The 20,669-nt window shown below is 59.9% G+C and carries 26 protein-coding genes; 11 read left to right on the top strand and 15 right to left on the bottom strand.

All coding sequences use genetic code 11. The features are described from left to right. Nucleotides 1-2 precede the first annotated feature (2 nt). Nucleotides 3-1,277, top strand: coding sequence for a uracil-xanthine permease family protein (locus AC0IYN_RS05740; RefSeq protein ID WP_034102220.1), 1,275 nt, complete (start codon nucleotides 3-5; stop codon nucleotides 1,275-1,277). Nucleotides 1,278-1,398: 121 nt separating this feature from the next. On the opposite strand, the gene hisC is transcribed toward AC0IYN_RS05740, so the two are convergent. The 10 genes from hisC to AC0IYN_RS05790 form a co-directional block, all read right to left on the bottom strand. Next, complete coding sequence (gene hisC, locus AC0IYN_RS05745; protein WP_471840772.1) at nucleotides 1,399-2,451, bottom strand: histidinol-phosphate transaminase; 1,053 nt, start codon at nucleotides 2,449-2,451, stop codon at nucleotides 1,399-1,401. Nucleotides 2,452-2,454: 3 nt separating this feature from the next. Next, the gene (gene hisD / locus AC0IYN_RS05750; RefSeq protein ID WP_406596945.1) at nucleotides 2,455-3,777 is read right to left on the bottom strand and encodes a histidinol dehydrogenase; all 1,323 of its coding nucleotides are present in this window, start codon (nucleotides 3,775-3,777) and stop codon (nucleotides 2,455-2,457) included. A gap of 128 nt (nucleotides 3,778-3,905) precedes the next feature. Next, complete coding sequence (gene hisG, locus AC0IYN_RS05755; RefSeq protein WP_071494135.1) at nucleotides 3,906-4,541, bottom strand: ATP phosphoribosyltransferase; 636 nt, start codon at nucleotides 4,539-4,541, stop codon at nucleotides 3,906-3,908. Nucleotides 4,542-4,775: 234 nt separating this feature from the next. Continuing rightward, complete coding sequence (gene murA, locus AC0IYN_RS05760) at nucleotides 4,776-6,041, bottom strand: UDP-N-acetylglucosamine 1-carboxyvinyltransferase (protein ID WP_034102217.1); 1,266 nt, start codon at nucleotides 6,039-6,041, stop codon at nucleotides 4,776-4,778. 23 nt (nucleotides 6,042-6,064) lie between these two features. Beyond that, on the bottom strand, nucleotides 6,065-6,304 hold the full coding sequence (locus AC0IYN_RS05765) for a BolA family protein (RefSeq protein WP_034102215.1): 240 nt from the start codon (nucleotides 6,302-6,304) through the stop codon (nucleotides 6,065-6,067). 114 nt (nucleotides 6,305-6,418) lie between these two features. Next, nucleotides 6,419-6,724, bottom strand: coding sequence for an STAS domain-containing protein (locus AC0IYN_RS05770; protein ID WP_406596944.1), 306 nt, complete (start codon nucleotides 6,722-6,724; stop codon nucleotides 6,419-6,421). Continuing rightward, nucleotides 6,721-7,368, bottom strand: coding sequence for an MlaC/ttg2D family ABC transporter substrate-binding protein (locus AC0IYN_RS05775; RefSeq protein WP_078046897.1), 648 nt, complete (start codon nucleotides 7,366-7,368; stop codon nucleotides 6,721-6,723). Before AC0IYN_RS05775 ends, AC0IYN_RS05770 begins: the two co-directional genes overlap by 4 nt. A gap of 11 nt (nucleotides 7,369-7,379) precedes the next feature. Then, nucleotides 7,380-7,847, bottom strand: coding sequence for an outer membrane lipid asymmetry maintenance protein MlaD (gene mlaD / locus AC0IYN_RS05780; protein ID WP_003171814.1), 468 nt, complete (start codon nucleotides 7,845-7,847; stop codon nucleotides 7,380-7,382). Then, nucleotides 7,847-8,644: a lipid asymmetry maintenance ABC transporter permease subunit MlaE gene (gene mlaE / locus AC0IYN_RS05785; RefSeq protein WP_099494054.1), complete on the bottom strand. Its 798-nt coding sequence runs from the start codon at nucleotides 8,642-8,644 to the stop codon at nucleotides 7,847-7,849. The genes mlaD and mlaE overlap by 1 nt, the downstream gene beginning before the upstream one ends. Beyond that, on the bottom strand, nucleotides 8,644-9,453 hold the full coding sequence (locus tag AC0IYN_RS05790; protein ID WP_078046895.1) for an ATP-binding cassette domain-containing protein: 810 nt from the start codon (nucleotides 9,451-9,453) through the stop codon (nucleotides 8,644-8,646). Before AC0IYN_RS05790 ends, mlaE begins: the two co-directional genes overlap by 1 nt. Nucleotides 9,454-9,764: 311 nt before the next feature. Between AC0IYN_RS05790 and AC0IYN_RS05795 the strand changes: the two genes are divergently transcribed. The 10 genes from AC0IYN_RS05795 (at nucleotide 9,765) to AC0IYN_RS05840 (ending at nucleotide 16,774) form a co-directional block, all read left to right on the top strand. After that, complete coding sequence (locus AC0IYN_RS05795) at nucleotides 9,765-10,739, top strand: KpsF/GutQ family sugar-phosphate isomerase (RefSeq protein WP_078046894.1); 975 nt, start codon at nucleotides 9,765-9,767, stop codon at nucleotides 10,737-10,739. Continuing rightward, nucleotides 10,740-11,264, top strand: a complete 525-nt coding sequence (locus AC0IYN_RS05800; protein WP_034118123.1) for a KdsC family phosphatase — start codon at nucleotides 10,740-10,742, stop codon at nucleotides 11,262-11,264. Between the two features lie 8 nt (nucleotides 11,265-11,272). Then, complete coding sequence (lptC, locus tag AC0IYN_RS05805; protein ID WP_078046893.1) at nucleotides 11,273-11,845, top strand: LPS export ABC transporter periplasmic protein LptC; 573 nt, start codon at nucleotides 11,273-11,275, stop codon at nucleotides 11,843-11,845. Continuing rightward, on the top strand, nucleotides 11,832-12,365 hold the full coding sequence (lptA, locus tag AC0IYN_RS05810) for a lipopolysaccharide transport periplasmic protein LptA (protein ID WP_078046892.1): 534 nt from the start codon (nucleotides 11,832-11,834) through the stop codon (nucleotides 12,363-12,365). The genes lptC and lptA overlap by 14 nt, the downstream gene beginning before the upstream one ends. After that, on the top strand, nucleotides 12,365-13,090 hold the full coding sequence (gene lptB / locus AC0IYN_RS05815; RefSeq protein ID WP_003171806.1) for an LPS export ABC transporter ATP-binding protein: 726 nt from the start codon (nucleotides 12,365-12,367) through the stop codon (nucleotides 13,088-13,090). Before lptA ends, lptB begins: the two co-directional genes overlap by 1 nt. Before the next feature lie 185 nt (nucleotides 13,091-13,275). After that, nucleotides 13,276-14,769, top strand: a complete 1,494-nt coding sequence (locus tag AC0IYN_RS05820) for an RNA polymerase factor sigma-54 (protein WP_406596943.1) — start codon at nucleotides 13,276-13,278, stop codon at nucleotides 14,767-14,769. A 75-nt stretch (nucleotides 14,770-14,844) separates the two neighbouring features. Continuing rightward, the gene (gene hpf / locus AC0IYN_RS05825; protein WP_003171804.1) at nucleotides 14,845-15,150 is read left to right on the top strand and encodes a ribosome hibernation-promoting factor, HPF/YfiA family; all 306 of its coding nucleotides are present in this window, start codon (nucleotides 14,845-14,847) and stop codon (nucleotides 15,148-15,150) included. A gap of 10 nt (nucleotides 15,151-15,160) precedes the next feature. Further along, nucleotides 15,161-15,625 carry a PTS IIA-like nitrogen regulatory protein PtsN gene (gene ptsN / locus AC0IYN_RS05830; RefSeq protein WP_068936525.1) on the top strand — a complete coding sequence of 155 codons (465 nt, stop codon included), beginning with the start codon at nucleotides 15,161-15,163 and terminating at the stop codon, nucleotides 15,623-15,625. A 2-nt stretch (nucleotides 15,626-15,627) separates the two neighbouring features. Further along, nucleotides 15,628-16,485: an RNase adapter RapZ gene (rapZ, locus tag AC0IYN_RS05835; protein WP_406596942.1), complete on the top strand. Its 858-nt coding sequence runs from the start codon at nucleotides 15,628-15,630 to the stop codon at nucleotides 16,483-16,485. 16 nt (nucleotides 16,486-16,501) lie between these two features. Further along, nucleotides 16,502-16,774: an HPr family phosphocarrier protein gene (locus tag AC0IYN_RS05840; protein WP_406596941.1), complete on the top strand. Its 273-nt coding sequence runs from the start codon at nucleotides 16,502-16,504 to the stop codon at nucleotides 16,772-16,774. Between the two features lie 100 nt (nucleotides 16,775-16,874). Here the strand turns inward: AC0IYN_RS05840 and AC0IYN_RS05845 are convergent, their stop codons facing one another. From AC0IYN_RS05845 to AC0IYN_RS05865, 5 genes are read right to left on the bottom strand one after another with little or no spacing between them, the layout of a single operon-like run. After that, entirely contained in the window at nucleotides 16,875-17,768 is an 894-nt protein-coding gene (locus tag AC0IYN_RS05845) for a ZIP family metal transporter (RefSeq protein WP_078046890.1), read from the bottom strand. A 33-nt stretch (nucleotides 17,769-17,801) separates the two neighbouring features. After that, nucleotides 17,802-18,413, bottom strand: coding sequence for a superoxide dismutase (locus tag AC0IYN_RS05850; RefSeq protein ID WP_078046889.1), 612 nt, complete (start codon nucleotides 18,411-18,413; stop codon nucleotides 17,802-17,804). 1 nt (nucleotide 18,414) lies between these two features. Beyond that, the gene (locus AC0IYN_RS05855; RefSeq protein ID WP_078046888.1) at nucleotides 18,415-18,843 is read right to left on the bottom strand and encodes a hypothetical protein; all 429 of its coding nucleotides are present in this window, start codon (nucleotides 18,841-18,843) and stop codon (nucleotides 18,415-18,417) included. Between the two features lie 27 nt (nucleotides 18,844-18,870). Then, on the bottom strand, nucleotides 18,871-20,247 hold the full coding sequence (locus AC0IYN_RS05860; RefSeq protein WP_471840783.1) for a class II fumarate hydratase: 1,377 nt from the start codon (nucleotides 20,245-20,247) through the stop codon (nucleotides 18,871-18,873). Continuing rightward, nucleotides 20,240-20,635 (bottom strand): FagA protein, encoded by a 396-nt coding sequence (locus tag AC0IYN_RS05865; RefSeq protein ID WP_078046886.1) that lies wholly within the window; start codon nucleotides 20,633-20,635, stop codon nucleotides 20,240-20,242. Before AC0IYN_RS05865 ends, AC0IYN_RS05860 begins: the two co-directional genes overlap by 8 nt. Nucleotides 20,636-20,669: the final 34 nt, after the last annotated feature.

The raw sequence follows: 20,669 nt of genomic DNA on the forward strand, positions 1-20,669 counted from the left end.
GCATGCAGGATGAATTCAACGACCCGCTTTGGCGCCAGATCCTGTCTGGCGCACAAATGCTCTTCGTAGCATTTGGCGCGCTGGTGTTGATGCCGCTGATCACAGGTCTTGATCCAAACGTCGCACTGTTCACCGCGGGCCTGGGCACGTTGCTGTTCCAGGTGGTGACAGGGCGGCAGGTGCCGGTCTTCCTGGCGTCGAGCTTTGCCTTCATCACCCCGATCATTCTCGCCAAGGGCCAGTTCGGCCTCGCGGCGACCATGGGCGGGGTGATGGCCGCCGGCTTCGTTTATACCTTCCTGGGCCTGGCCGTGAAGATCAAAGGCACCGGGTTTATCGACCGGCTGCTGCCGCCCGTGGTGATCGGGCCGGTGATTATCTCCATCGGCCTGGCCATGGCACCGATCGCCGCCAACATGGCGATGGGTAAAGCCGGTGACGGCACCGAGCTGATCCATTACCAGACGGCGATGATGATCTCGATGCCAGCGCTGCTGACCACCTTGATCGTGGCGGTGTTCGGCAAGGGGATTTTCCGCCTGGTGCCGATCATCTCCGGTGTGCTGGTGGGCTTTGCCATGTCGTTCTACTTTGGCGTGGTCGACACGGCGAAGATCGCCGCCGCCCCCTGGTTTGCCCTGCCCCACTTCACCGCGCCGGAATTCAACTGGCAAGCGATCCTGTTTATCGTCCCGGTGGCCCTGGCCCCGGCGATCGAACATATCGGTGGTGTGATTGCGGTGGGCAGCGTGACCGGTCGCGACTACCTGAAGAAGCCAGGCCTGCACCGCACCCTGTTGGGCGACGGCATTGCCACCACGGCTGCCGGCCTGTTTGGCGGCCCGCCGAACACCACCTACGCCGAAGTGACCGGCGCGGTGATGCTGACCAAGAACTACAACCCGAAAATCATGACCTGGGCGGCAGTGTTTGCTATCAGCCTGGCGTTTATCGGTAAGTTCGGCGCATTGCTGCAGAGCATCCCGGTACCGGTGATGGGCGGGATCCTGTGCCTGCTGTTCGGCTCGATTGCCGCGGTGGGGATGAACACGCTGATCCGCCACAAGATCGACCTGGGCGAAGCTCGCAACCTGGTGATTGTGTCAGTGACCCTGGTGTTCGGGATTGGCGGTGTGCTGGTCGGTACCGGCACCGGCCCGGATGACTTCGGCCTCAAGGGCATTGCCCTGTGCGCGGTGGTGGCGATTGGGTTGAACCTGTTGCTGCCGGGCAATGATGGCTGGAAGAACAAGAAGCCGGATGAGCCGTTGCTGTAACGATGCAGTGTTGCTGATGGCCTCATCGCGGGCAAGCCCGGCTCCCACAGGGAAATGCATTCCAATGTGGGAGCCGGGCTTGCCCGCGATGAGGCCCGTCAAGCCAATAAAGGTCTAACGCCTAGATCTCACCGAGCCCATCAATCAGCGTCTGGTTCTGCTCCGGCGTACCAATGCTGATCCGCAGGAACTGGGCAATCCGCTCCTGCTTGAAGTGACGAACAATCACCCCTTGCTCACGCAACTTGGCCGCCAGGCCCGCCGCGTCATGCTGGGGGTGACGGGCAAAAATGAAGTTCGCTGCCGACGGCAACACCTCAAACCCCTTCTCCTCCAATTGGGCGACTAGCTTGTTACGGCTATCGACAACCAATCGGCAGGTCTTCTCGAAGTGCTCACGGTCCTCGAACGCCGCCGCTGCGCCGACAATCGCCAGGCGATCCAGCGGGTAGGAGTTGAAGCTGTTCTTGACCCGCTCCAGCGCTTCGATCAGGTCCGGGTGACCCACGGCCAGGCCCACGCGCAAACCAGCCAGTGAGCGCGATTTGGACAGGGTCTGGGTTACCAGCAGGTTCGGGTAGCGGTCCACCAGGCTGATGGCAGTTTCACCGCCGAAGTCGATATAGGCTTCATCGACCACCACCACCGAGTCCGGGCTGGCCTTGAGGATCTGCTCCACGGCGTCCAGCGCCAGCACGCAGCCGGTGGGCGCGTTCGGGTTGGGGAAGATGATCCCGCCGTTCGGCTTGGCGTAGTCCGCCACGCGAATCTGGAACTGTTCGTCCAGCGGCACCGGGGCCGACTTGATGCCATAGAGCCCGCAGTAAACCGGATAGAAGCTGTAGCTGATATCCGGGAACAGCAACGGCAGATCGTGCTGGAACAGGCCGTGGAAGATGTGCGCGAGGACTTCGTCGGAACCGTTGCCAAGGAACACTTTGCCGGCGTCGATCCCGTAATACTTGGCCACCGCCTGCTTGAGCAGGTCGCTGTTGGGGTCCGGGTACAGGCGCAGGTTGTCGTTCAACTCGGCCTGCATCGCTGCCAAGGCCTTGGGCGATGGCCCGTAGGGGTTTTCATTGGTGTTGAGCTTGACCAGCTTGGTCAGCTTGGGTTGTTCGCCGGGCACGTAAGGCACGAGGTCCTTGACGAAAGGGCTCCAGAATTTGCTCATGTCTCAGTTCCCCTTCTCTTCAAGGATGCGGTATTCGGCGCTGCGGGCGTGGGCACTCAGGGATTCACCACGGGCCAGCACCGAAGCAGTCTTGCCCAGTTCGGAAGCGCCCTGGGGCGAGCAGAAGATGATCGACGAACGCTTCTGGAAGTCATACACCCCCAGTGGCGACGAGAACCGCGCAGTGCCGGAGGTCGGCAGCACGTGGTTCGGGCCCGCGCAGTAGTCGCCCAGGGCTTCGCTGGTGTGGCGGCCCATGAAGATCGCACCGGCGTGGCGAATCGACGGCAGCCAGGCTTGTGGGTCGGCCACCGACAGCTCCAAATGCTCCGGGGCGATACGGTTGGCCACTTCGATGGCCTGCTCCATATCGCGCACCAGGATCAACGCGCCACGGCCATTGATCGACTTCTCGATGATCTCGGCGCGGTCCATGGTCGGCAGCAGCTTATTGATGCTGGCCGCGACCTTGTCGAGGAACTCGGCGTCCGGGCTGACCAGGATCGCCTGGGCGTCTTCGTCATGCTCGGCCTGAGAGAACAGGTCCATGGCGATCCAGTCCGGGTCGGTCTGGCCGTCGCATACCACCAGGATTTCCGAAGGGCCGGCGATCATGTCGATGCCCACCTGGCCAAATACGTGGCGTTTGGCGGTGGCGACATAGATATTGCCCGGACCGACCACTTTGTCGACTTTCGGCACGCTTTCAGTGCCATACGCCAGGGCGGCAACGGCTTGGGCGCCGCCGATGGTAAACACGCGATCCACACCGGCGATGCAGGCCGCAGCCAGCACCAGCTCGTTGATTTCACCGCGCGGGGTCGGCACGACCATGACCACTTCGGTCACGCCCGCCACTTTGGCCGGGATCGCGTTCATCAACACCGACGACGGGTACGACGCCTTGCCGCCCGGCACGTACAGGCCAGCGCGGTCGAGTGGGGTGACCTTCTGGCCCAGCACCGTGCCGTCGGCCTCGGTGTAGCTCCAGGAGTCCTGTTTCTGTTTTTCGTGGTAGCTGCGCACGCGCGCCGCCGCCACTTCCAGGGCTTCGCGCTGAGGTGCAGTAATGCGCGTCAGGGCCAATTCCAGGCGTTCGCGGGGCAGGATCAGGTCAGCCATGGACTTGACGTCCAGGCCGTCGAACTGGCGGGTGAAGTCCACCAGCGCCGCATCACCGCGCTCGCGCACGGCCTTGATGATGTCGAGCACCCGCTGGTTGACCGAATCGTCGGACACGCTTTCCCAGCTCAGCAGATGATCCAGATGATGGGCGAAATCCGGGTCGGCAGCGTTGAGTCGGGCAATTGCAGTGGACGTGGTCATAGCGAGGGCCTCAATAGAATTGGCAAAAACTCAGGCGCCCTAAACTAGCAGTCGTTTCCGCTTGGGCACCTGAGAATTCTGGCTATGAGGCGGATAGACGGGCGCAGCCTTCCGGCTACGCGGGTAAGTCAACCGCGGTGTCGCGACTCCACTGCCGTGCGCAGGGTGTCGATCAACGCCTGGATACGGGCATGCTGCATCTTCATCGAAGCTTTGTTGACGATCAGGCGGGAGCTGATGTCGGCAATGAATTCTTGCGGCTCAAGACCGTTGGCACGCAGGGTGTTACCGGTGTCGACCACGTCGATGATCTTGTCAGCCAGGCCGATCAGCGGCGCCAGCTCCATCGAGCCGTAGAGCTTGATGATGTCGACTTGGCGACCTTGTTCGGCGTAGTAACGCTTGGCGACGTTGACGAACTTGGTCGCCACACGCAAGCGGCCCTTGGGCTCGACATCACCGACACGGCCGGCAGTCATCAGCTTGCACAGGGCAATCCGCAGGTCCAATGGCTCGTATAGGCCCTGGCCGCCGTATTCCATCAGCACGTCTTTACCGGCAACACCGAGGTCGGCCGCGCCATGTTCAACGTAGGTCGGCACGTCGGTAGCCCGCACGATCAACAGGCGCACGTCGTCCTGGGTCGTGGGGATGATCAGCTTGCGGCTCTTGTCCGGATTCTCGGTCGGCACGATGCCCGCTTCAGCCAGAAGCGGCAATGTGTCGTCAAGGATGCGGCCCTTGGACAGTGCGATGGTCAACATGGAAGCGTCAGTCCTTCATCAGGCTATTGCTGTCCGGTCGCAATCGGCGCCAGACACAGCTCGAGGCCATTACAGCCTCGATTTTGAACAAATTTACAGCAAGCCTCTAGTAGTGAGCGGGCTTGCCCCGCGCTGGAGTGCGCAGCGTTCCCCAGACTTTAGGGCCGCTTCGCAGCCCAGCGCGGGGCAAGCCCGCTCACCACAAGAAGCCCGCTCACTACATCAGCGGCGGGACTAGCCCGGTACGCGACGGATTTTGGCGCCGAGCATCTGCAGTTTTTCTTCGATGCACTCGTAGCCACGGTCTATGTGGTAGATGCGGTCGATCAGGGTGTCGCCTTCGGCGATCAGCGCCGAGATCACCAGGCTGGCCGAGGCCCGCAGGTCGGTCGCCATGACTGGCGCGCCCTTGAGTTTCTCGGTGCCGGTCACGATGGCGGTGTTGCCTTCGACCTGGATCTTCGCGCCCATGCGGTGCAGTTCGTACACGTGCATGAAGCGGTTTTCGAAGATGGTCTCGATCACGGCACCGGTGCCTTCGGCAATCGCGTTCAGGGAGATGAACTGCGCTTGCATGTCGGTCGGGAACGCTGGATAGGGAGCGGTACGCACGTTGACGGCTTTAGGACGCTTGCCGTGCATGTTCAGCTCGATCCAGTCTTCGCCGGTAGTGATTTCGGCACCGGCTTCGCGCAACTTTTCCAGGACCGCTTCCAGGATGGTCGGATCGGTGTCCTTGACCTTGACGCGACCACCGGTGACGGCAGCAGCAACCAGGTAGGTACCGGTCTCGATGCGGTCCGGCATCACTTTGTAGGTGGCCGGGTGCAGGCGTTTCACACCGTCGATGGTAATAGTGTCGGTGCCGGCGCCGGTGATGTTGGCACCCATGGCGATCAGGAAGTTGGCCAGGTCGACTACTTCCGGCTCGCGCGCGGCGTTTTGCAGGACGCTGCGGCCGTTGGCCAGGGCAGCGGCCATCATGATGTTCTCGGTACCGGTCACGCTGACGGTATCAAAGAAGAAGTTGGCGCCACGCAGGCCGCCTTCCGGCGCTTTGGCCTTGATGTAGCCGCCTTCGACGTCGATGGTCGCGCCCATGGCTTCAAGGCCACGGATATGCAGGTCAACCGGACGCGAGCCGATGGCGCAACCGCCAGGCAATGCGACTTCGGCTTCGCCGAAACGGGCGACCATCGGGCCCAGCACCAGGATCGACGCGCGCATGGTTTTCACCAGCTCGTACGGGGCGATCAGGGTCTTGATGGTGCGCGGGTCGATTTCGACGGCCAATTTCTCGTCGATCACCGGCTCGATACCCATGCGACCGAACAGCTCGATCATGGTGGTGATGTCGTGCAGGTGCGGCAGGTTGGCCACGGTAACCGGGCCATCGCACAGCAGGGTCGCTGCCAGGATCGGCAAGGCGGAGTTTTTTGCACCGGAGATGCGAATCTCGCCATCAAGGCGGGCACCGCCGGTAATAATCAATTTATCCATAAGAATCTCGACGCCTTGGGGGCTCAGGTGCGCTCGGCCCAGGCCGCGCGGCTGAAAAATTTCATAGTGACCGCATGGATGCTGCCATCGGTGATCCACGGGTTCAAATGGGCATAGATCTGCTGCTGACGCTTGACCGGGCTGAGTGCCGCCAGTTCATCGCTAATCACGTTCAGCTGGAAGTTGCAGCCTTCGCCTTCAACTTCTACGGTCGTTTCCGGCAGCTTTCCTTCAAGAAAGCGCTTAACTTCTAGGGCCTGCATGCTCAACCTCTATCGGCGCCCAGTGCGCGCGGGTCGCACATCATACAAAAAAGCCCCGCGCCTGCGAACCCCGCATAGCAGGACTCTGACGGGGGGCCTCTTTAATAATGTGTATTAAGGGTGCGCCAGCAACTCGGTCAGACCGGAAACTTCGGCAATTTCACGCATGTCTTCGGGCATAGCACGGATGCTGACGGGCTTTTTGGCCGCTTCGGCATCACGCATGAAGCACAGCAACAACGATAAGCCGACGCTGCTGGACTTGGTCACAGCCGAACAATCCAGCACCACCTCAGGGGCAGTGCTGGTCTTGATCAAGGCCTGGCCTTGCTTGCGCAGGTCAGGCCCGGAGCGGTAGTCGAGCACGCCACTGATGAACAGCTCGCCGGCATCGCCTAGACGAACAGCCGACTCGGTCATTGCGCAGGCTTCCCGGCAGCTTTATCGGTTTCTTCCTTGGCCTTGGCGACTTCACCGGCCCAACCATTGATGGTTTTGTCCAGATCGTTGCCATTACGCTGCATGGCGTCGGCGAACTGGTCACGGAACAGCTTGCCGATGTTGATGCCGTTGATGATCACGTTACGCAGCTTCCACTCGCCGTTGACCTTCTCCAGCGTGTACTGCACAGGGTAGACAGCACCATTGTTGCCCTTGACGCTCATGTTGACGCTGGTGCGATCACCCGACTCATCGCCGGCGGGAGCTACGGTAATGCCCTGGTTGTTGTACTCGAGCAGTGCGTTACCGTAGAACTGGAACAGGCCTTTCTTGAAGTTTTCCTGGAAGGTCTGCATCTGCGCCGGGGTAGCCTTGCGCGAATACTTGACCGTCATGATGCTGCGGGAAATGCCTTCAGCGTCGACCACCGGGCCAACAATGGTGTTGAGTGCGTTATAGAACTGACTCGGGTCCTGCTTGTACTTTTCCTTGTTGGCCGACAGGTCAGCCAACATCTTGTTAGTAGTGTCCTGCACCAGATCGTGCGCAGAACCTGCTGCGTTGGCCATCAACGGCAGCGCTGCAAGCAGTACCAGAAGGCCACGTCGCAAGGTAGAGATCATGTACGAATTCCTCATTTGGCGTCTTTATTGACCGTATTGAGCAGGAATTTACCGATCAGGTCTTCAAGTACCAACGACGACTGTGTGTCGTGGATTGTCGAGCCATCCTTGAGCAGGGCTGTTTCCCCGCCCACGCTGACACCGATGTACTTCTCGCCCAGCAGACCAGCAGTGAGGATAGATGCAGTGGAGTCGGTCGGCAGATTATCTACCTTCTTGTCCAACTGCATCGTCACCCGGCCGGTGAAGCTGTCGCGGTCCAGATCGATTGCCGTGACCTTGCCGATGGTTACACCGGCCATGGTCACTTTAGCTCTGACAGTCAAACCGGCGATATTGTCGAAGTACGCGTAAAGTTTATAAGTATCGGCGGTGGGGCTGGCCGAAAGACCGCTGACTCGCAGGGCCAACAACAGTAAAGCCAGGATGCCAGCCAGCAAGAAAAGGCCGACACCGATTTCCACAGTGCGGTTTTGCATCAGAAATCTCCAAACATCAAGGCGGTCAAAATGAAGTCAAGGCCCAGTACCGCCAGCGAGGCGTACACAACGGTCTTGGTGGTGGCGCGACTGATCCCTTCTGAGGTGGGCTCACAGTCGTAGCCTTGGAATACGGCGATCCAGGTGACAACAAAGGCGAAGACGATGCTCTTTATGACGCCGTTGAGCACGTCGCCCGTGAACGTCACGCTGTTTTGCATGTTGGCCCAGTAGGAGCCGTCGTAGACGCCCAGCCAGTCCACTGCCACCCACGAACCGCCCCAGATACCGACCACGCTGAAGATCATCGCCAGCAATGGCAGGGAAATGAAGCCAGCCCACAGGCGCGGGGCAACAATGTACTTGAGCGGGTCCACGCCGATCATTTCCAGGCTGGACAGCTGCTCGGTGGATTTCATGTTGCCGATTTCGGCAGTCAACGCGGAACCCGCGCGCCCGGCGAACAGCAAAGCGGTGACCACCGGCCCCAGTTCACGCAACAGCGTCAGGGCGACCATCTGCCCGACCGCCTGCTCCGAACCGTAGCTGGAGAGGATATTGAAGCCCTGCAATGCCAGCACCATGCCAATGAACACGCCGGAGACCACGATGATCACCAGGGACATGACACCTACCGAATGCAGCTGCTTGACCAGCAGGCCAAAGCCGCCGCCAATGCCGCCGCGACCGAGCAGGGCGTGGAACAGGAAAATCGTCGAACGGCCCAGAACCTCGACAATGTCGATGCCCGAGCGACCGAAAAGGCGAACCTTCTCGATGAGAGATGTCTTGCGCATCAGCGCTTCCCCAGAAGATCTGAGCGGTAGTCCGCTGCCGGAAAGTGAAAAGGCACCGGGCCATCGGGATCGCCGGTCATGAACTGGCGAATGCGCGGGTTATCGGCGTTCATCAGCTCTTGCGGTGTGCCCTGCCCCAGCACCTGGCCATCGCCGACTACATAAAGGTAATCGGCAATGCTCGCGGTTTCTGCAAGATCATGGGAGACCACGATGCTGGTAATGCCCAAAGCATCGTTGAGCAAGCGGATAAGACGTACTAACACCCCCATGGCAATGGGGTCCTGGCCGACAAAAGGCTCGTCATACATGAGGATTTGCGGGTCGAGGGCGATGGCACGCGCCAGGGCCACACGGCGCTTCATGCCACCGGACAGTTCATCGGGCATCAGGTCGATGGCACCGCGAAGGCCTACGGCCTGCAGTTTCAGCAAGACAATGTCACGAATCATTTCGTCAGACAGCTGGGTATGCACCCGCAGCGGAAAGGCGACGTTCTCGAATACATCGAGGTCGGTGAACAGTGCACCGCTCTGGAACAGCACACCCATGTGCTTGCGCGCGTCGAACAGATCGCTGCGCGACAGCGTCGGCAGATTCTGGCCATTGACCCACACTTCGCCGGCGCTGGGCCGCAATTGCATGCCCATCAGGCGCAACAGGGTGGTCTTGCCGCAACCGGAAGGCCCCATGATGCCCGTGACCTTGCCGCGCGGAATGCGGATGTCGACGTTATTGAAGATGCTGCGCGTCCCGCGCTTGAAGGTCAGTCCCTTCAGCTCGACCGCGTAGGCGTTATCGGCACTCATCTAAACTCCTTGGGATGCAGCCTCTCACTCAGACACCACGCTTGCGACAAACGTTTGCATCATTCGCGCAATACTTGGCCACATGGGCCGAGCGGACCGAACTGGCGGCGAACTATATCACTGCTGGTACAGGGCGCCCAAGGCCGGAACGGTGCTTGTTCAGATTGAGGACAGGGAAAAAACGTTGCCGGCTATGTTGCCAAGGATGGAATCTCAAGCGCATCGCAAACAAACCCTGACGAACTTGCGTGAGGGAATTGATCATTACCGTTATAATCGCCGACTTTTCGTCAGGCTATACGATTTCAGACATGAGCCAATCCAGCGACCTTATTCAATCTGCACAACGCACCATCCGCCTCGAGCTTGAAGCCGTAGAAGGCTTGCTGGCGCATATCGACGCAGATTTCGTACGCGCGTGCGAGATGATTCTGGCCAGCAAGGGCCGCGTTGTCGTGGTCGGCATGGGCAAGTCGGGCCACGTCGGCAACAAGATCGCCGCCACCCTGGCCAGCACCGGGACCACTGCATTTTTCGTGCACCCCGCCGAAGCCAGCCACGGCGACATGGGCATGATCACCAAGGATGACATCATCCTGGCACTGTCCAACTCCGGCAGCACCAACGAAATCGTGACCCTCCTGCCGCTGATCAAGCGCCTGGGCATCCAGATGATCAGCATCACCGGCAACCCGGAGTCGACGCTGGCCAAGGCTGCCGAAGTAAACCTGAATGTTCATGTGGCCCACGAGGCGTGCCCGTTGAACCTGGCACCGACCTCCTCCACCACCGCCGCACTGGTCATGGGCGATGCCCTGGCCGTGGCGCTGCTGGAAGCCCGTGGCTTTACCGCCGAGGACTTCGCATTTTCTCACCCGGGTGGCGCCCTGGGCCGCCGCTTGCTGCTGAAAGTGGAAAACGTCATGCACTCGGGCGATGAATTGCCCCACGTCCAGCGCGGCACCTTGCTGAAGGACGCGCTGATGGAAATGACCCGCAAGGGCCTGGGCATGACCGTGATCCTGGAAGCCGACGGCCGCCTGGCCGGGGTCTTCACCGACGGCGACCTGCGCCGCACCCTGGACCGCACCATTGATATCCACACCGCCACCATCGATGCGGTGATGACCCCCCATGGCAAGACCGCACGCCCTGAAATGCTGGCAGCCGAAGCCTTGAAGATCATGGAAGACCACAAGATAGGCGCACTGGTGGTGGTCGATGGCAATGACCATCCGATTGGCGCCCTGAACATGCACGATTTGTTGCGTGCGGGAGTGATGTAAATGACCAGCGACCTGTTGCAACGCGGCAAAAACATCAAGCTGGCGATTTTCGACGTCGACGGCGTGCTGACCGATGGCCGCCTGTACTTCCTCGAAGACGGCAGCGAATTCAAGACGTTCAACACCCTCGATGGCCAGGGCATCAAGATGCTGATGGCGGCGGGCGTGCAAACGGCGATTATCAGCGGCCGAAAAACCCCCGTTGTGGAACGCCGTGCACAAAACCTGGGGATTCCTCACCTGTATCAGGGCCGCGAGGATAAACTGGTGGTTCTGGACGAGCTTCTTGGCCAACTCAACCTAAGCTATGAGCAGGTCGCCTACTTGGGCGATGACCTGCCAGACCTGCCGGTGATTCGTCGGGTGGGCTTGGGCATGGCTGTCGCCAATGCGGCGGCATTTGTTCGCGAGCACGCCCATGGCATCACTACCGCCCGTGGCGGTGAAGGTGCCGCCCGCGAGTTCTGCGAGCTGATCCTGCGTGCCCAGGGTAGCCTTGAAGCGGCCCACGCCGCCTACTTATAGAGCGTTTTATGCTGAGCAAAAAGATTCGCAACTTCCTGCTATTCGGGGTCATCGCCGCGCTGTTCCTGGCGGTGGGCTACTGGAATATCAGCCCGGAGCGCTTTCTCGACCAGCCTGCTGCGCAGGTTGACGAGGGCGCTATCGACTACTACGCCATCAATGCCAAGAGCGTGCAATTCCTGCCAGACGGCAAGGTTCAGTACGAGATGACGTCGGACAAGGTCGAGCATGTAAAGGCCAGCGAAGTCACGCTGCTGACCAATCCGGACATGAACATTTACCGCGGTACCGAGTTCCCATGGCACGTCACCAGCAAACGTGGTGAGGTCAACCCGGACGGTACCGAGGTGGAACTGATCGACTCGGTGCGCGTTGCGCGCACGGACGATAAAAAACGTGAGACCGTGATTACCAGCAGTCGCATGACCGTATTCCCGCAGAAGCAATATGCGCAGACCGAGCAAGACGTTAGAATCGACGGCGCTGGCGGTGTATCGACTGGCAAGGGAATGAAAGCGTATTTGAAAGAAAGCAGGATACACCTGCTATCGAACGTAAGAGGACAGTATGAGGCTCGTTAAAACTCTCCCTATTTTGCTCGGTCTGGGCGCAGCACTGGGAAGCGTGAGCGCCTGGGCTCTGCCGAACGATAGCCAGCAACCGATCCACATCTCGGCTGACGATGCACAGCTCGATGACAAGCAAGGCGTCGCCACCTATACCGGCGGTGTGATCATCACCCAGGGCTCGATGAAGATCACCGGCAATACGGTGACACTGACGCGCACCCAATCGGGCGATATCGACGTGGTAACGTCGGTGGGCAACCTGGCTTACTTCGAACAGAAGCAGTCCGCGACCGATACCGGCCCGATGAAAGGCTACGGCAAGACTATCCAGTACCATGCCCAGCAGAACCGCATCGTCCTGATCGACCAGGCCAAGGTGCTCAGCCCCGATGGCAACTCGACGGAAGGTGAGAAGATCACCTATGACACCGTGAAACAGATCGCTAACGCCGGTCGTGCCAATGGCAACAAGGTCACCGCGCCTCGTCCACGCATCGACATGGTTATCCAGCCGAAGAAGAAGGCCGAGTAATGGCAACCCTGAAAGCCCAGCATCTGGCCAAGGCCTATAAAAGCCGTCAGGTCGTGCGCGACGTCAGCCTGTCGATCGACAGCGGCCAGATCGTCGGCTTGCTCGGCCCCAACGGCGCCGGCAAGACCACCTGCTTCTACATGATCGTCGGCCTGGTCCAGGCGGATCAGGGCCGCGTCCTGATCGACGACCTGGACGTGAGCCACCAGCCGATGCACGGCCGCGCCCGCGCCGGTATCGGCTATCTCCCTCAGGAAGCATCGATCTTCCGCAAACTGTCGGTCGCCGATAACATCATGGCCATCCTCGAGACCCGCAAGGAACTCGACCGTGACGGCCGTCGCAAGGAGCTGGAAAGCCTGCTACAGGAATTCCACATCAACCATATCCGCGACAACCTCGGCATGAGCCTGTCCGGTGGTGAGCGTCGCCGCGTGGAAATCGCCCGCGCCCTGGCCACCGCGCCCAAGTTCATCCTGCTGGACGAACCGTTTGCCGGCGTCGACCCGATCTCGGTGGGCGACATCAAGCAGATCATCCATCACCTCAAGGCCAAGGGCATTGGCGTGCTGATCACTGACCACAACGTCCGTGAGACCCTCGATATCTGCGAAACCGCGTATATCGTCAACGATGGCCAGCTGATTGCCGAAGGCGATTCCGCCACTATCCTGGCCAACGAATTGGTCAAGGAAGTGTACCTGGGTCACGAGTTCCGCCTGTAAACACCGTGGTGTCACGGCCGTTTGTCAAGGTGCGCGGGAGTCAATGAAAACCTCCGGATTTTTATTGTTACCGCGCTCTAGGCAAAGCCCCCGACATCAGGCATATAATTTGCTTATGTTTGGCGCTCACGCGCCCTGTCGTGGATGGCGCATTGCGCCGGCGAATAAGGTGTTAAGCCCCTGCCATGAAACCATCGCTAGTCCTGAGAATGGGCCAGCAGCTGACGATGACACCGCAGCTGCAACAGGCCATCCGCCTGCTCCAATTGTCGACACTGGACCTGCAACAGGAAATCCAGGAGGCCCTGGAGTCCAATCCGATGCTCGAACGCCAGGAAGAAGGCGACGACTTCGATAACGCAGACCCACTGGCCGATAACATCGAGCAAAAACCCAATTCCGACGTGCAGGAACCCTCCTATCAGGAAACCGCCCCTACGGTGGATAACCTTGAGGAAGGCGAATGGAACGAACGCATTCCCAACGAGCTCCCGGTCGATACCGCCTGGGAAGACGTCTACCAGACCAGCGCCAGCAGCCTGCCCAGCAACGATGACGACGAGTGGGACTTCACCACCCGCACCTCCGCCGGCGAGAGCCTGCAGAGCCACCTGCTGTGGCAACTGAACCTTGCGCCGATGTCGGACACCGATCGCCTGATCGCGGTGACCCTGATCGACTGCATCAACAACCAGGGTTATCTAGACGAGACGCTCGAAGAAATTCTCGAAGCCTTCGACCCTGAACTGGATATCGAGCTGGACGAGATCGAAGCCGTCCTACACCGTATCCAGCAGTTCGAGCCTGCCGGTATCGGCGCGCGCACGCTCAGCGAATGCCTGTTGCTGCAATTGCGCCAGCTACCGGCCAAGACCCCATGGCTCGCCGAAGCCCAGCGCCTAGTTACCGATTACATCGACCTGCTGGGCAGCCGCGACTACAGCCAATTGATGCGTCGCATGAAGCTCAAGGAAGACGACCTGCGCCAGATCATCGAGCTGGTACAGAGCCTCAACCCGCGTCCCGGCTCGCAAATCGAATCCAGCGAAGCCGAATACGTGGTGCCCGATGTCATCGTGCGCAAGGACAACGAGCGCTGGCTGGTCGAACTGAACCAGGAATCGGTGCCGCGCCTGCGGGTCAACCCTCAATACGCAGGCTTCGTACGGCGCGCCGACACCAGTGCCGACAACACTTTCATGCGCAACCAGTTGCAGGAGGCCCGCTGGTTCATCAAGAGCCTGCAAAGCCGCAACGAAACCCTCATGAAAGTCGCCACCCAAATCGTCGAGCACCAGCGCGGCTTCCTGGAATACGGCGACGAAGCGATGAAACCGCTGGTACTGCATGACATCGCCGAAGCGGTTGGCATGCATGAATCGACGATTTCACGGGTGACCACGCAGAAATTCATGCATACCCCACGGGGTATTTATGAACTGAAATACTTTTTCTCCAGCCACGTCAGCACCTCCGAAGGCGGTGAATGCTCGTCCACGGCGATCCGCGCGATCATCAAAAAACTGGTTGCCGCGGAAAATCAGAAAAAGCCATTGAGTGACAGTAAGATCGCTGGTTTACTGGAGGCACAAGGCATTCAGGTCGCCCGTCGAACCGTCGCCAAGTACCGCGAGTCCCTCGGGATCGCGCCTTCCAGCGAGCGTAAGCGTTTGATGTGACGGGCGGGCCACAGCGTTCCAGTGGCAGGCGCTTCTGCCTGCCGCTTTATGCACTGGCAACGAAGGAGAAGCTGTATGCAAGTCAACATCAGTGGACACCAGCTGGAAGTCACCAAACCCCTGCGTGAATACACCGAAAGCAAGCTGAACAAGCTGGCAGGGCATTTTGACAAGATCACCAACGTGCAGGTCATCATGGAGGTCGATAAGCTCAAGCAGAAAATCGAGGCCACCCTGCACGTACCGAATGCAAAGCTCGTCGCCAATGCGGAGCATGAAGACATGTACGCGGCGATCGACTCGCTCTACGACAAGCTGGACCGCCAACTCATAAAGCATAAGGAAAAGAATCTGCACCTGATGCAAGGTACAGGTCGTTAACTCTCCCCCCATGATCCGACTTGAAACCATCCTGACCCCCGGCCGTTCCCTTGTGAACGCGCCGGGCGGCAGTAAAAAGAAAGCCCTTGAACAAATTGCCAACCTGATCAGCAGCCAAGTGCCTGATCTGGAGATGCAGGATGTCTTCGAGGCTCTGATTGCCCGTGAAAAACTCGGTTCGACCGGTTTTGGCAACGGCATCGCCATCCCCCACTGCCGCCTCAAAGGCTGCGAGACACCCGTCAGCGCCTTGCTGCACCTGGAAAAACCCATTGATTTCGATGCTATCGATGGTGCTCCGGTCGACCTGCTGTTTGTGCTGCTGGTCCCGGAAGCCGCCACCGATGCGCACCTGGAACTGCTCCGGCAGATCGCCAGCATGCTCGACCGCAAGGAAGTACGCGACAAACTGCGCAGTGCCAGCAGCAACGAGGCGCTGTACCAGGTTGTCCTGGATGAACAGAACGGGCAGTAACCATGCGCTTGATCATCGTCAGCGGCCGTTCCGGCTCGGGTAAAAGTACCGCCCTCAATGTTCTTGAGGACAGCGGTTTCTATTGCATCGACAACCTGCCCGCCGGCCTGCTGCCGGAATTGGCGGAGCGTGCGCTGATCCATACCGAACTGGCGCAACCCCTGGTTGCCGTTTCGATTGATGCCCGCAACCTGCCCAGCCATCTTGAGCGATTCCCGCAATTGCTCGAGGAAGTGCGCGCCAAGCATATTCATTGCGATGTGCTTTACCTAGACGCCGACGAAGAGACCCTGCTCAAGCGCTTCTCCGAAACCCGTCGACGCCACCCCCTCAGCAGCCCCCACCGTTCCCTGGCAGAAGCCATCGAAGACGAAACCAAGCTGCTGGGGCCGATCATTGACCTCGCTGACCTCAAGATCAATACCACCAGCCTCAACCTGTATCAGCTGCGCGACGCCATCAAGCTGCGCCTGCTGAATCAGCCGGAGCCCGGTACGGCATTTCTTGTCGAGTCATTCGGATTCAAGCGTGGCATGCCGGTGGACGCCGACTTGGTGTTCGATGTGCGCTGCCTGCCCAACCCTTACTGGAAGCCGGAACTGCGCGAACAATCCGGGCTGGATCAGCCCGTGGCTGATTACCTCGCAGCGCAGCCGGATGTGGAGGAGATGTTCCAAGACATTTCCAGCTACTTGCTCAAATGGTTGCCACGCTTTGCCGCCAGCAACCGCGCCTACGTCACCATCGCCATCGGCTGCACCGGCGGCCACCACCGTTCCGTGTACCTGACCGAGCGCCTGGGCCTGGTGCTGCAACAAACCCTCAAGAACGTCCAGGTCCGCCACCGCGACCTTAGCTGAAAGGAACACCTGCGCGATGCCCGCTCTGGAAATTGAAATCATCAACAAACTGGGCCTGCACGCCCGGGCCTCGGCTAAATTCGTGGGTGTGGCTGGGCAGTTTCCCTGTCAGATCCGCGCCGGGCGCTCACCGGAATCGATGGTCGACGGTAAAAGCATTATGGCGATGATGATGCTGGCGGCGGGCAAGGGCACCAAGATTCACTTGAAGACCGAAGGTGAGCAGGACCAGGAAGCGATGGACGCCCTGGTGGCGCTGATCAACAACTACTTCGACGAAGGCGAATAAACCTCTGTAGAAGCCCGACTTGCCGGCAATGGCGTCGCCCAGCGCACCGCACGTCTCAGGATTGATCGCCGGCAAGCCGGCTCCTACAAGGGAGCGGGCGTTATCCCAAAGCCGTGTCCATCACCATCATCAAGCAAAACCCGATGCACAACCCCAAACTGGCGAGCTTTTCGTGACCATTGCGCCGCGATTCAGGAATGACCTCGTGGGTCACCACCAGTAGCATCGCGCCGGCGGCCAGGGCCAGACCTAATGGCAACAATACCTCGGCCAGGCTGACCAACCAGGCACAGAGCACCGCAAACACCGGCTCAACCAGCCCTGACGCCGCACCGATCAGAAACGCCTTGACCCGCGACATCCCTGCCCCGGCCAACACCAACGCAATCACCAGGCCTTCAGGCACGTCCTGCAACGCAATGCCCATGGCCAGGCTGTCTGCATCCGGCATACCGCCGCCTGCAGAGACGCCGACCGCCATGCCTTCGGGGATGTTGTGGGCGATGATGGCAAACACGAACAACCAAATGCGCGGTGGAATCACCGGTTTGTCCGGCGTGCCCACCAGCATTTCCGGGCTAGCGCCGGAGACCTTGCGGTCAACCAGATACAGCCCGAATGCTCCCAGCATAATGCCAAAACTGATCAGGCCACTTGCCCCCCAGGGCGAGAGCCCCAGGCCTTCAGCCGCGGCAATGCCCGGCACGATCAGCGAAAACGCCGTCGCCGCCAGCATCACCCCGGCACCAAAGCCCAGCAATGTATCGCTCAAAGCCACCGGCATACGTCGGATGACCAGCACCGGCACGGCGCCAAGTGCCGTGCCGAGCGCACAGATGGCGCCGCCCTGCAGAGCGCGTAGAATACGCGGTTCCAGGTCCAGCCAGGCCAGCCCGTGGGCCACCAGCAATGCAATACCTGCCAATAGCAGCAGCGAGCCAAACGCATAACGAAACATTCGCCCGCTGCTGATCGCCAGTGTTTCAGTGCCCATAGTCGGCCTTAGATCTTGTTATGAAAGTGAAAGTCAGGCCACGGCGGCCTGATAGCGGGCGGCGACTTCTGGCCAGTTGATAACACTGTAGAAGGCATTGATGTATTCCGGGCGGCGGTTCTGGTACAGCAGGTAGTAGGCGTGTTCCCAGACGTCCAGACCGAGAATCGGCGTATTGCCGTTCATCAGTGGGCTGTCCTGGTTGCCACTGCTTTCCACCACCAGGGTCTTCTGCGGAGTCACACTCAACCAGGCCCAGCCGCTGCCGAAACGGGTCAATGCAGCCTTGGTGAAGGCCTCTTTGAAACTGTCGAAGCCACCCAACTGTTCGTCAATGGCTTTGCCCAACGCGCCTTCGGGTTTGCCGCCACCTTTGGGCGACATCACTGCCCAGAACAACGAGTGATTGGCATGGCCGCCACCCTGGTTGATGACCGCTGCACGCAGTTTTTCCGGCAGTTGCTGCACACTGGACACCAGCTTCTCCACCGGCCAGCCGGCAAACTCAGTGCCTTCGACAGCCGCATTAAGGTTGTTGATGTACGTCTGGTGGTGCTTGGTGTAATGGATCTCCATGGTTTGCGCATCGATATGCGGTTCCAGGGCGTCGTACGCGTAAGGCAAGGCAGGCAAGGTATAAGTCATATCAATGTGCTCCGTAATGAGGAGTAGTCGGCTGTGCCGCAGTACCGCCCAGCAAGCGATGGGTACGCGGGTATTCGCCGTGGTCGCTGATGAAATTCAACAGCTCGACGTAGGTTTTGCTGCTCTGACGCAGGGCCGCCTCCCGTAATTGCGGGCTCAAACGCGAGTCCTGCATGGTCTGCAACAGGCGCTGGTGAATAGCGCAGAGGTATTCCGCGCTCTCCTCCGGCTGATTCAGCCGCAGGTGCAAATCCGCCAGGTTGTGATGGGAAATGACGCAAGCCGCCACTGCTTCGTCGGCATCCGCCCAACGTTCGAACAACACTTGAGCCAGGGCCAGGGCTTGCAGATAGGCCTCGCGAGCATCGACCAGTTCGCCTGCCATAAAGCAGCGATTGGCCCGTTCGATCGTGCGTTTCCAGTGCTCCATGGTGAGCCTCCAAAGCAGGGTCGGTGATTACACGCCGCCAGCCGTGAGCTTTTCCGGATCCAGCAGGATCTCCAGTTGGCTGCGCGACAAGTCGGTGTGCTCCAGGGCGACGTCAATCACCGGGCGGCCTTGCTGATAGGCGTTCTTGGCGATTTCAGCGGCCTTTTGGTAACCGATGATCGGGTTGAGTGCGGTGACCAGGATCGGATTGCGCGACAGCGCCTCCTTGAGTTTGGCTTCATTGACCTTGAAACTGGCAATGGCCTTGTCCGCCAGCAGGCGACTGGAATTGGCCAGCAGTTCAAGGCTGCTGAGCAGGTTCTGCGCAATGATCGGCAGCATCACGTTCAGCTCGAAGTTGCCTGACTGACCGGCGACGGTGATCACCGTGTCATTGCCAATCACCTGCGCGGCGACCATCGCAGTCGCTTCCGGGATCACCGGGTTGACCTTGCCGGGCATGATCGACGAGCCAGGCTGCAGGCCTTCCAGTTCGATTTCACCCAGGCCGGCAAGCGGACCGGAGTTCATCCAGCGCAGGTCGTTGGCGATTTTCATCAGCGACACAGCGGTGGTTTTCAACTGGCCGGACACGGCCACGGCGGTGTCTTGGGAGCCAATCAGGGCGAACAGGTTTTTGCCAGGAGTGAATTTCACGCCCGTCAGGCTGCTCAGTTGCTGGCTGAAACGCGCAGCGAATTGAGGGTGTGCGTTGATCCCTGTGCCCACTGCCGTGCCGCCCTGGGCCAGGGCTTGCAAACTCGGCAGAAGGTCCTGCAAATGCCCGATATTGGCCTTGAGCTGCTGCGCCCAACCGTTGAGCACCTGGCTCATGCGCACCGGCATGGCGTCCATCAGGTGCGTGCGGCCGGTCTTGATGAACGGGTGGACCTCTTCGGCCTTCCGCTCGATTACCTGCACCAAGTGCAGCAGGGCCGGCAGAGTTTGCTCGTGCAGGACCAGCGCGGCACTGACGTGGAGGGTGGTCGGGATGATGTCGTTGCTGCTTTGGCCGCAATTCACGTGATCGTTGGGGTTGACCGACTCGCCCAGCAAACGGCTGGCGAGGGTTGCAATCACCTCGTTGGCATTCATGTTGGAGCTGGTGCCGGAGCCGGTCTGGAAGATATCCACCGGGAAGTGCGGCATGAAATCGCCTTCCAGCAAGCCTTGGGCGGCATCGACAATGGCCTTGCCCTGCCCCTCACTGATCTGCTTGAGGTCAACGTTGACCTTGGCAGCGGCGGCCTTGGCCAGGATGAGCGCGCGAATGAATTGCGCTGGCATGCGTTGGTGGCTGATCGGGAAGTTGTTCACCGCGCGCTGGGTCTGGGCGCCATACAGGGCCTCGGCAGGCACGTGCAGCTCGCCCATGCTGTCGCGTTCGATACGGGTGTTACTCATCGGAAGATCCTTGCACCAGGTCAGAAACAGAAATCGAGGGCAGCAATTCGCACGTCGCCAATTGCCAGGCAAAGGTCTGCCAGCGCTTGAGGCGGCAGGCACAGTGAGAGAGTTTTTCCAGGTCACGCAGAGGGCGCCAGGCCTGGTCCAGGCACAAGGAGCGCCAGTGCCAAGGCAGCGCAATATCGCTGGCAGTGTCGAGCAACAGGCGGAATGAGGTTTCGGCGATCGTCCACGGATGGGTCGCAGTGCAGCACGCCAGGTATCGACCTTCATTGAGGTAATGTTCGATCAGGCGCGGTTCGTTGGGGTCGAGGCCGCAGCGAATCTGGCGACTCATCCAGCGCCAGCTCTCAAGGTAGGGATCCTCATGCAGGACAGAACTCATGATCCACACTCATCCGGTAATGATATTTATTATT

It is taken from the genome of Pseudomonas sp. AC112 (assembly GCF_979253545.1).

Coding starts and splice junctions, on each gene's coding strand:
- AC0IYN_RS05795 (WP_078046894.1), top strand. CDS start 9,765: ATGAGCCAATCCAGCGACCTTATTCAATCTGCACAACGCACCATCCGC.
- AC0IYN_RS05845 (WP_078046890.1), bottom strand. CDS start 17,768: ATGGGCACTGAAACACTGGCGATCAGCAGCGGGCGAATGTTTCGTTAT.
- AC0IYN_RS05800 (WP_034118123.1), top strand. CDS start 10,740: ATGACCAGCGACCTGTTGCAACGCGGCAAAAACATCAAGCTGGCGATT.
- lptB (WP_003171806.1), top strand. CDS start 12,365: ATGGCAACCCTGAAAGCCCAGCATCTGGCCAAGGCCTATAAAAGCCGT.
- AC0IYN_RS05740 (WP_034102220.1), top strand. CDS start 3: ATGCAGGATGAATTCAACGACCCGCTTTGGCGCCAGATCCTGTCTGGC.
- mlaE (WP_099494054.1), bottom strand. CDS start 8,644: ATGCGCAAGACATCTCTCATCGAGAAGGTTCGCCTTTTCGGTCGCTCG.
- lptC (WP_078046893.1), top strand. CDS start 11,273: ATGCTGAGCAAAAAGATTCGCAACTTCCTGCTATTCGGGGTCATCGCC.
- murA (WP_034102217.1), bottom strand. CDS start 6,041: ATGGATAAATTGATTATTACCGGCGGTGCCCGCCTTGATGGCGAGATT.
- AC0IYN_RS05855 (WP_078046888.1), bottom strand. CDS start 18,843: ATGGAGCACTGGAAACGCACGATCGAACGGGCCAATCGCTGCTTTATG.
- hpf (WP_003171804.1), top strand. CDS start 14,845: ATGCAAGTCAACATCAGTGGACACCAGCTGGAAGTCACCAAACCCCTG.
- AC0IYN_RS05765 (WP_034102215.1), bottom strand. CDS start 6,304: ATGCAGGCCCTAGAAGTTAAGCGCTTTCTTGAAGGAAAGCTGCCGGAA.
- AC0IYN_RS05790 (WP_078046895.1), bottom strand. CDS start 9,453: ATGAGTGCCGATAACGCCTACGCGGTCGAGCTGAAGGGACTGACCTTC.
- AC0IYN_RS05860 (WP_471840783.1), bottom strand. CDS start 20,247: ATGAGTAACACCCGTATCGAACGCGACAGCATGGGCGAGCTGCACGTG.
- AC0IYN_RS05865 (WP_078046886.1), bottom strand. CDS start 20,635: ATGAGTTCTGTCCTGCATGAGGATCCCTACCTTGAGAGCTGGCGCTGG.
- AC0IYN_RS05820 (WP_406596943.1), top strand. CDS start 13,276: ATGAAACCATCGCTAGTCCTGAGAATGGGCCAGCAGCTGACGATGACA.
- mlaD (WP_003171814.1), bottom strand. CDS start 7,847: ATGCAAAACCGCACTGTGGAAATCGGTGTCGGCCTTTTCTTGCTGGCT.
- AC0IYN_RS05770 (WP_406596944.1), bottom strand. CDS start 6,724: ATGACCGAGTCGGCTGTTCGTCTAGGCGATGCCGGCGAGCTGTTCATC.
- hisG (WP_071494135.1), bottom strand. CDS start 4,541: ATGTTGACCATCGCACTGTCCAAGGGCCGCATCCTTGACGACACATTG.
- ptsN (WP_068936525.1), top strand. CDS start 15,161: ATGATCCGACTTGAAACCATCCTGACCCCCGGCCGTTCCCTTGTGAAC.
- hisD (WP_406596945.1), bottom strand. CDS start 3,777: ATGACCACGTCCACTGCAATTGCCCGACTCAACGCTGCCGACCCGGAT.
- AC0IYN_RS05850 (WP_078046889.1), bottom strand. CDS start 18,413: ATGACTTATACCTTGCCTGCCTTGCCTTACGCGTACGACGCCCTGGAA.
- hisC (WP_471840772.1), bottom strand. CDS start 2,451: ATGAGCAAATTCTGGAGCCCTTTCGTCAAGGACCTCGTGCCTTACGTG.
- lptA (WP_078046892.1), top strand. CDS start 11,832: ATGAGGCTCGTTAAAACTCTCCCTATTTTGCTCGGTCTGGGCGCAGCA.
- AC0IYN_RS05840 (WP_406596941.1), top strand. CDS start 16,502: ATGCCCGCTCTGGAAATTGAAATCATCAACAAACTGGGCCTGCACGCC.
- AC0IYN_RS05775 (WP_078046897.1), bottom strand. CDS start 7,368: ATGATCTCTACCTTGCGACGTGGCCTTCTGGTACTGCTTGCAGCGCTG.
- rapZ (WP_406596942.1), top strand. CDS start 15,628: ATGCGCTTGATCATCGTCAGCGGCCGTTCCGGCTCGGGTAAAAGTACC.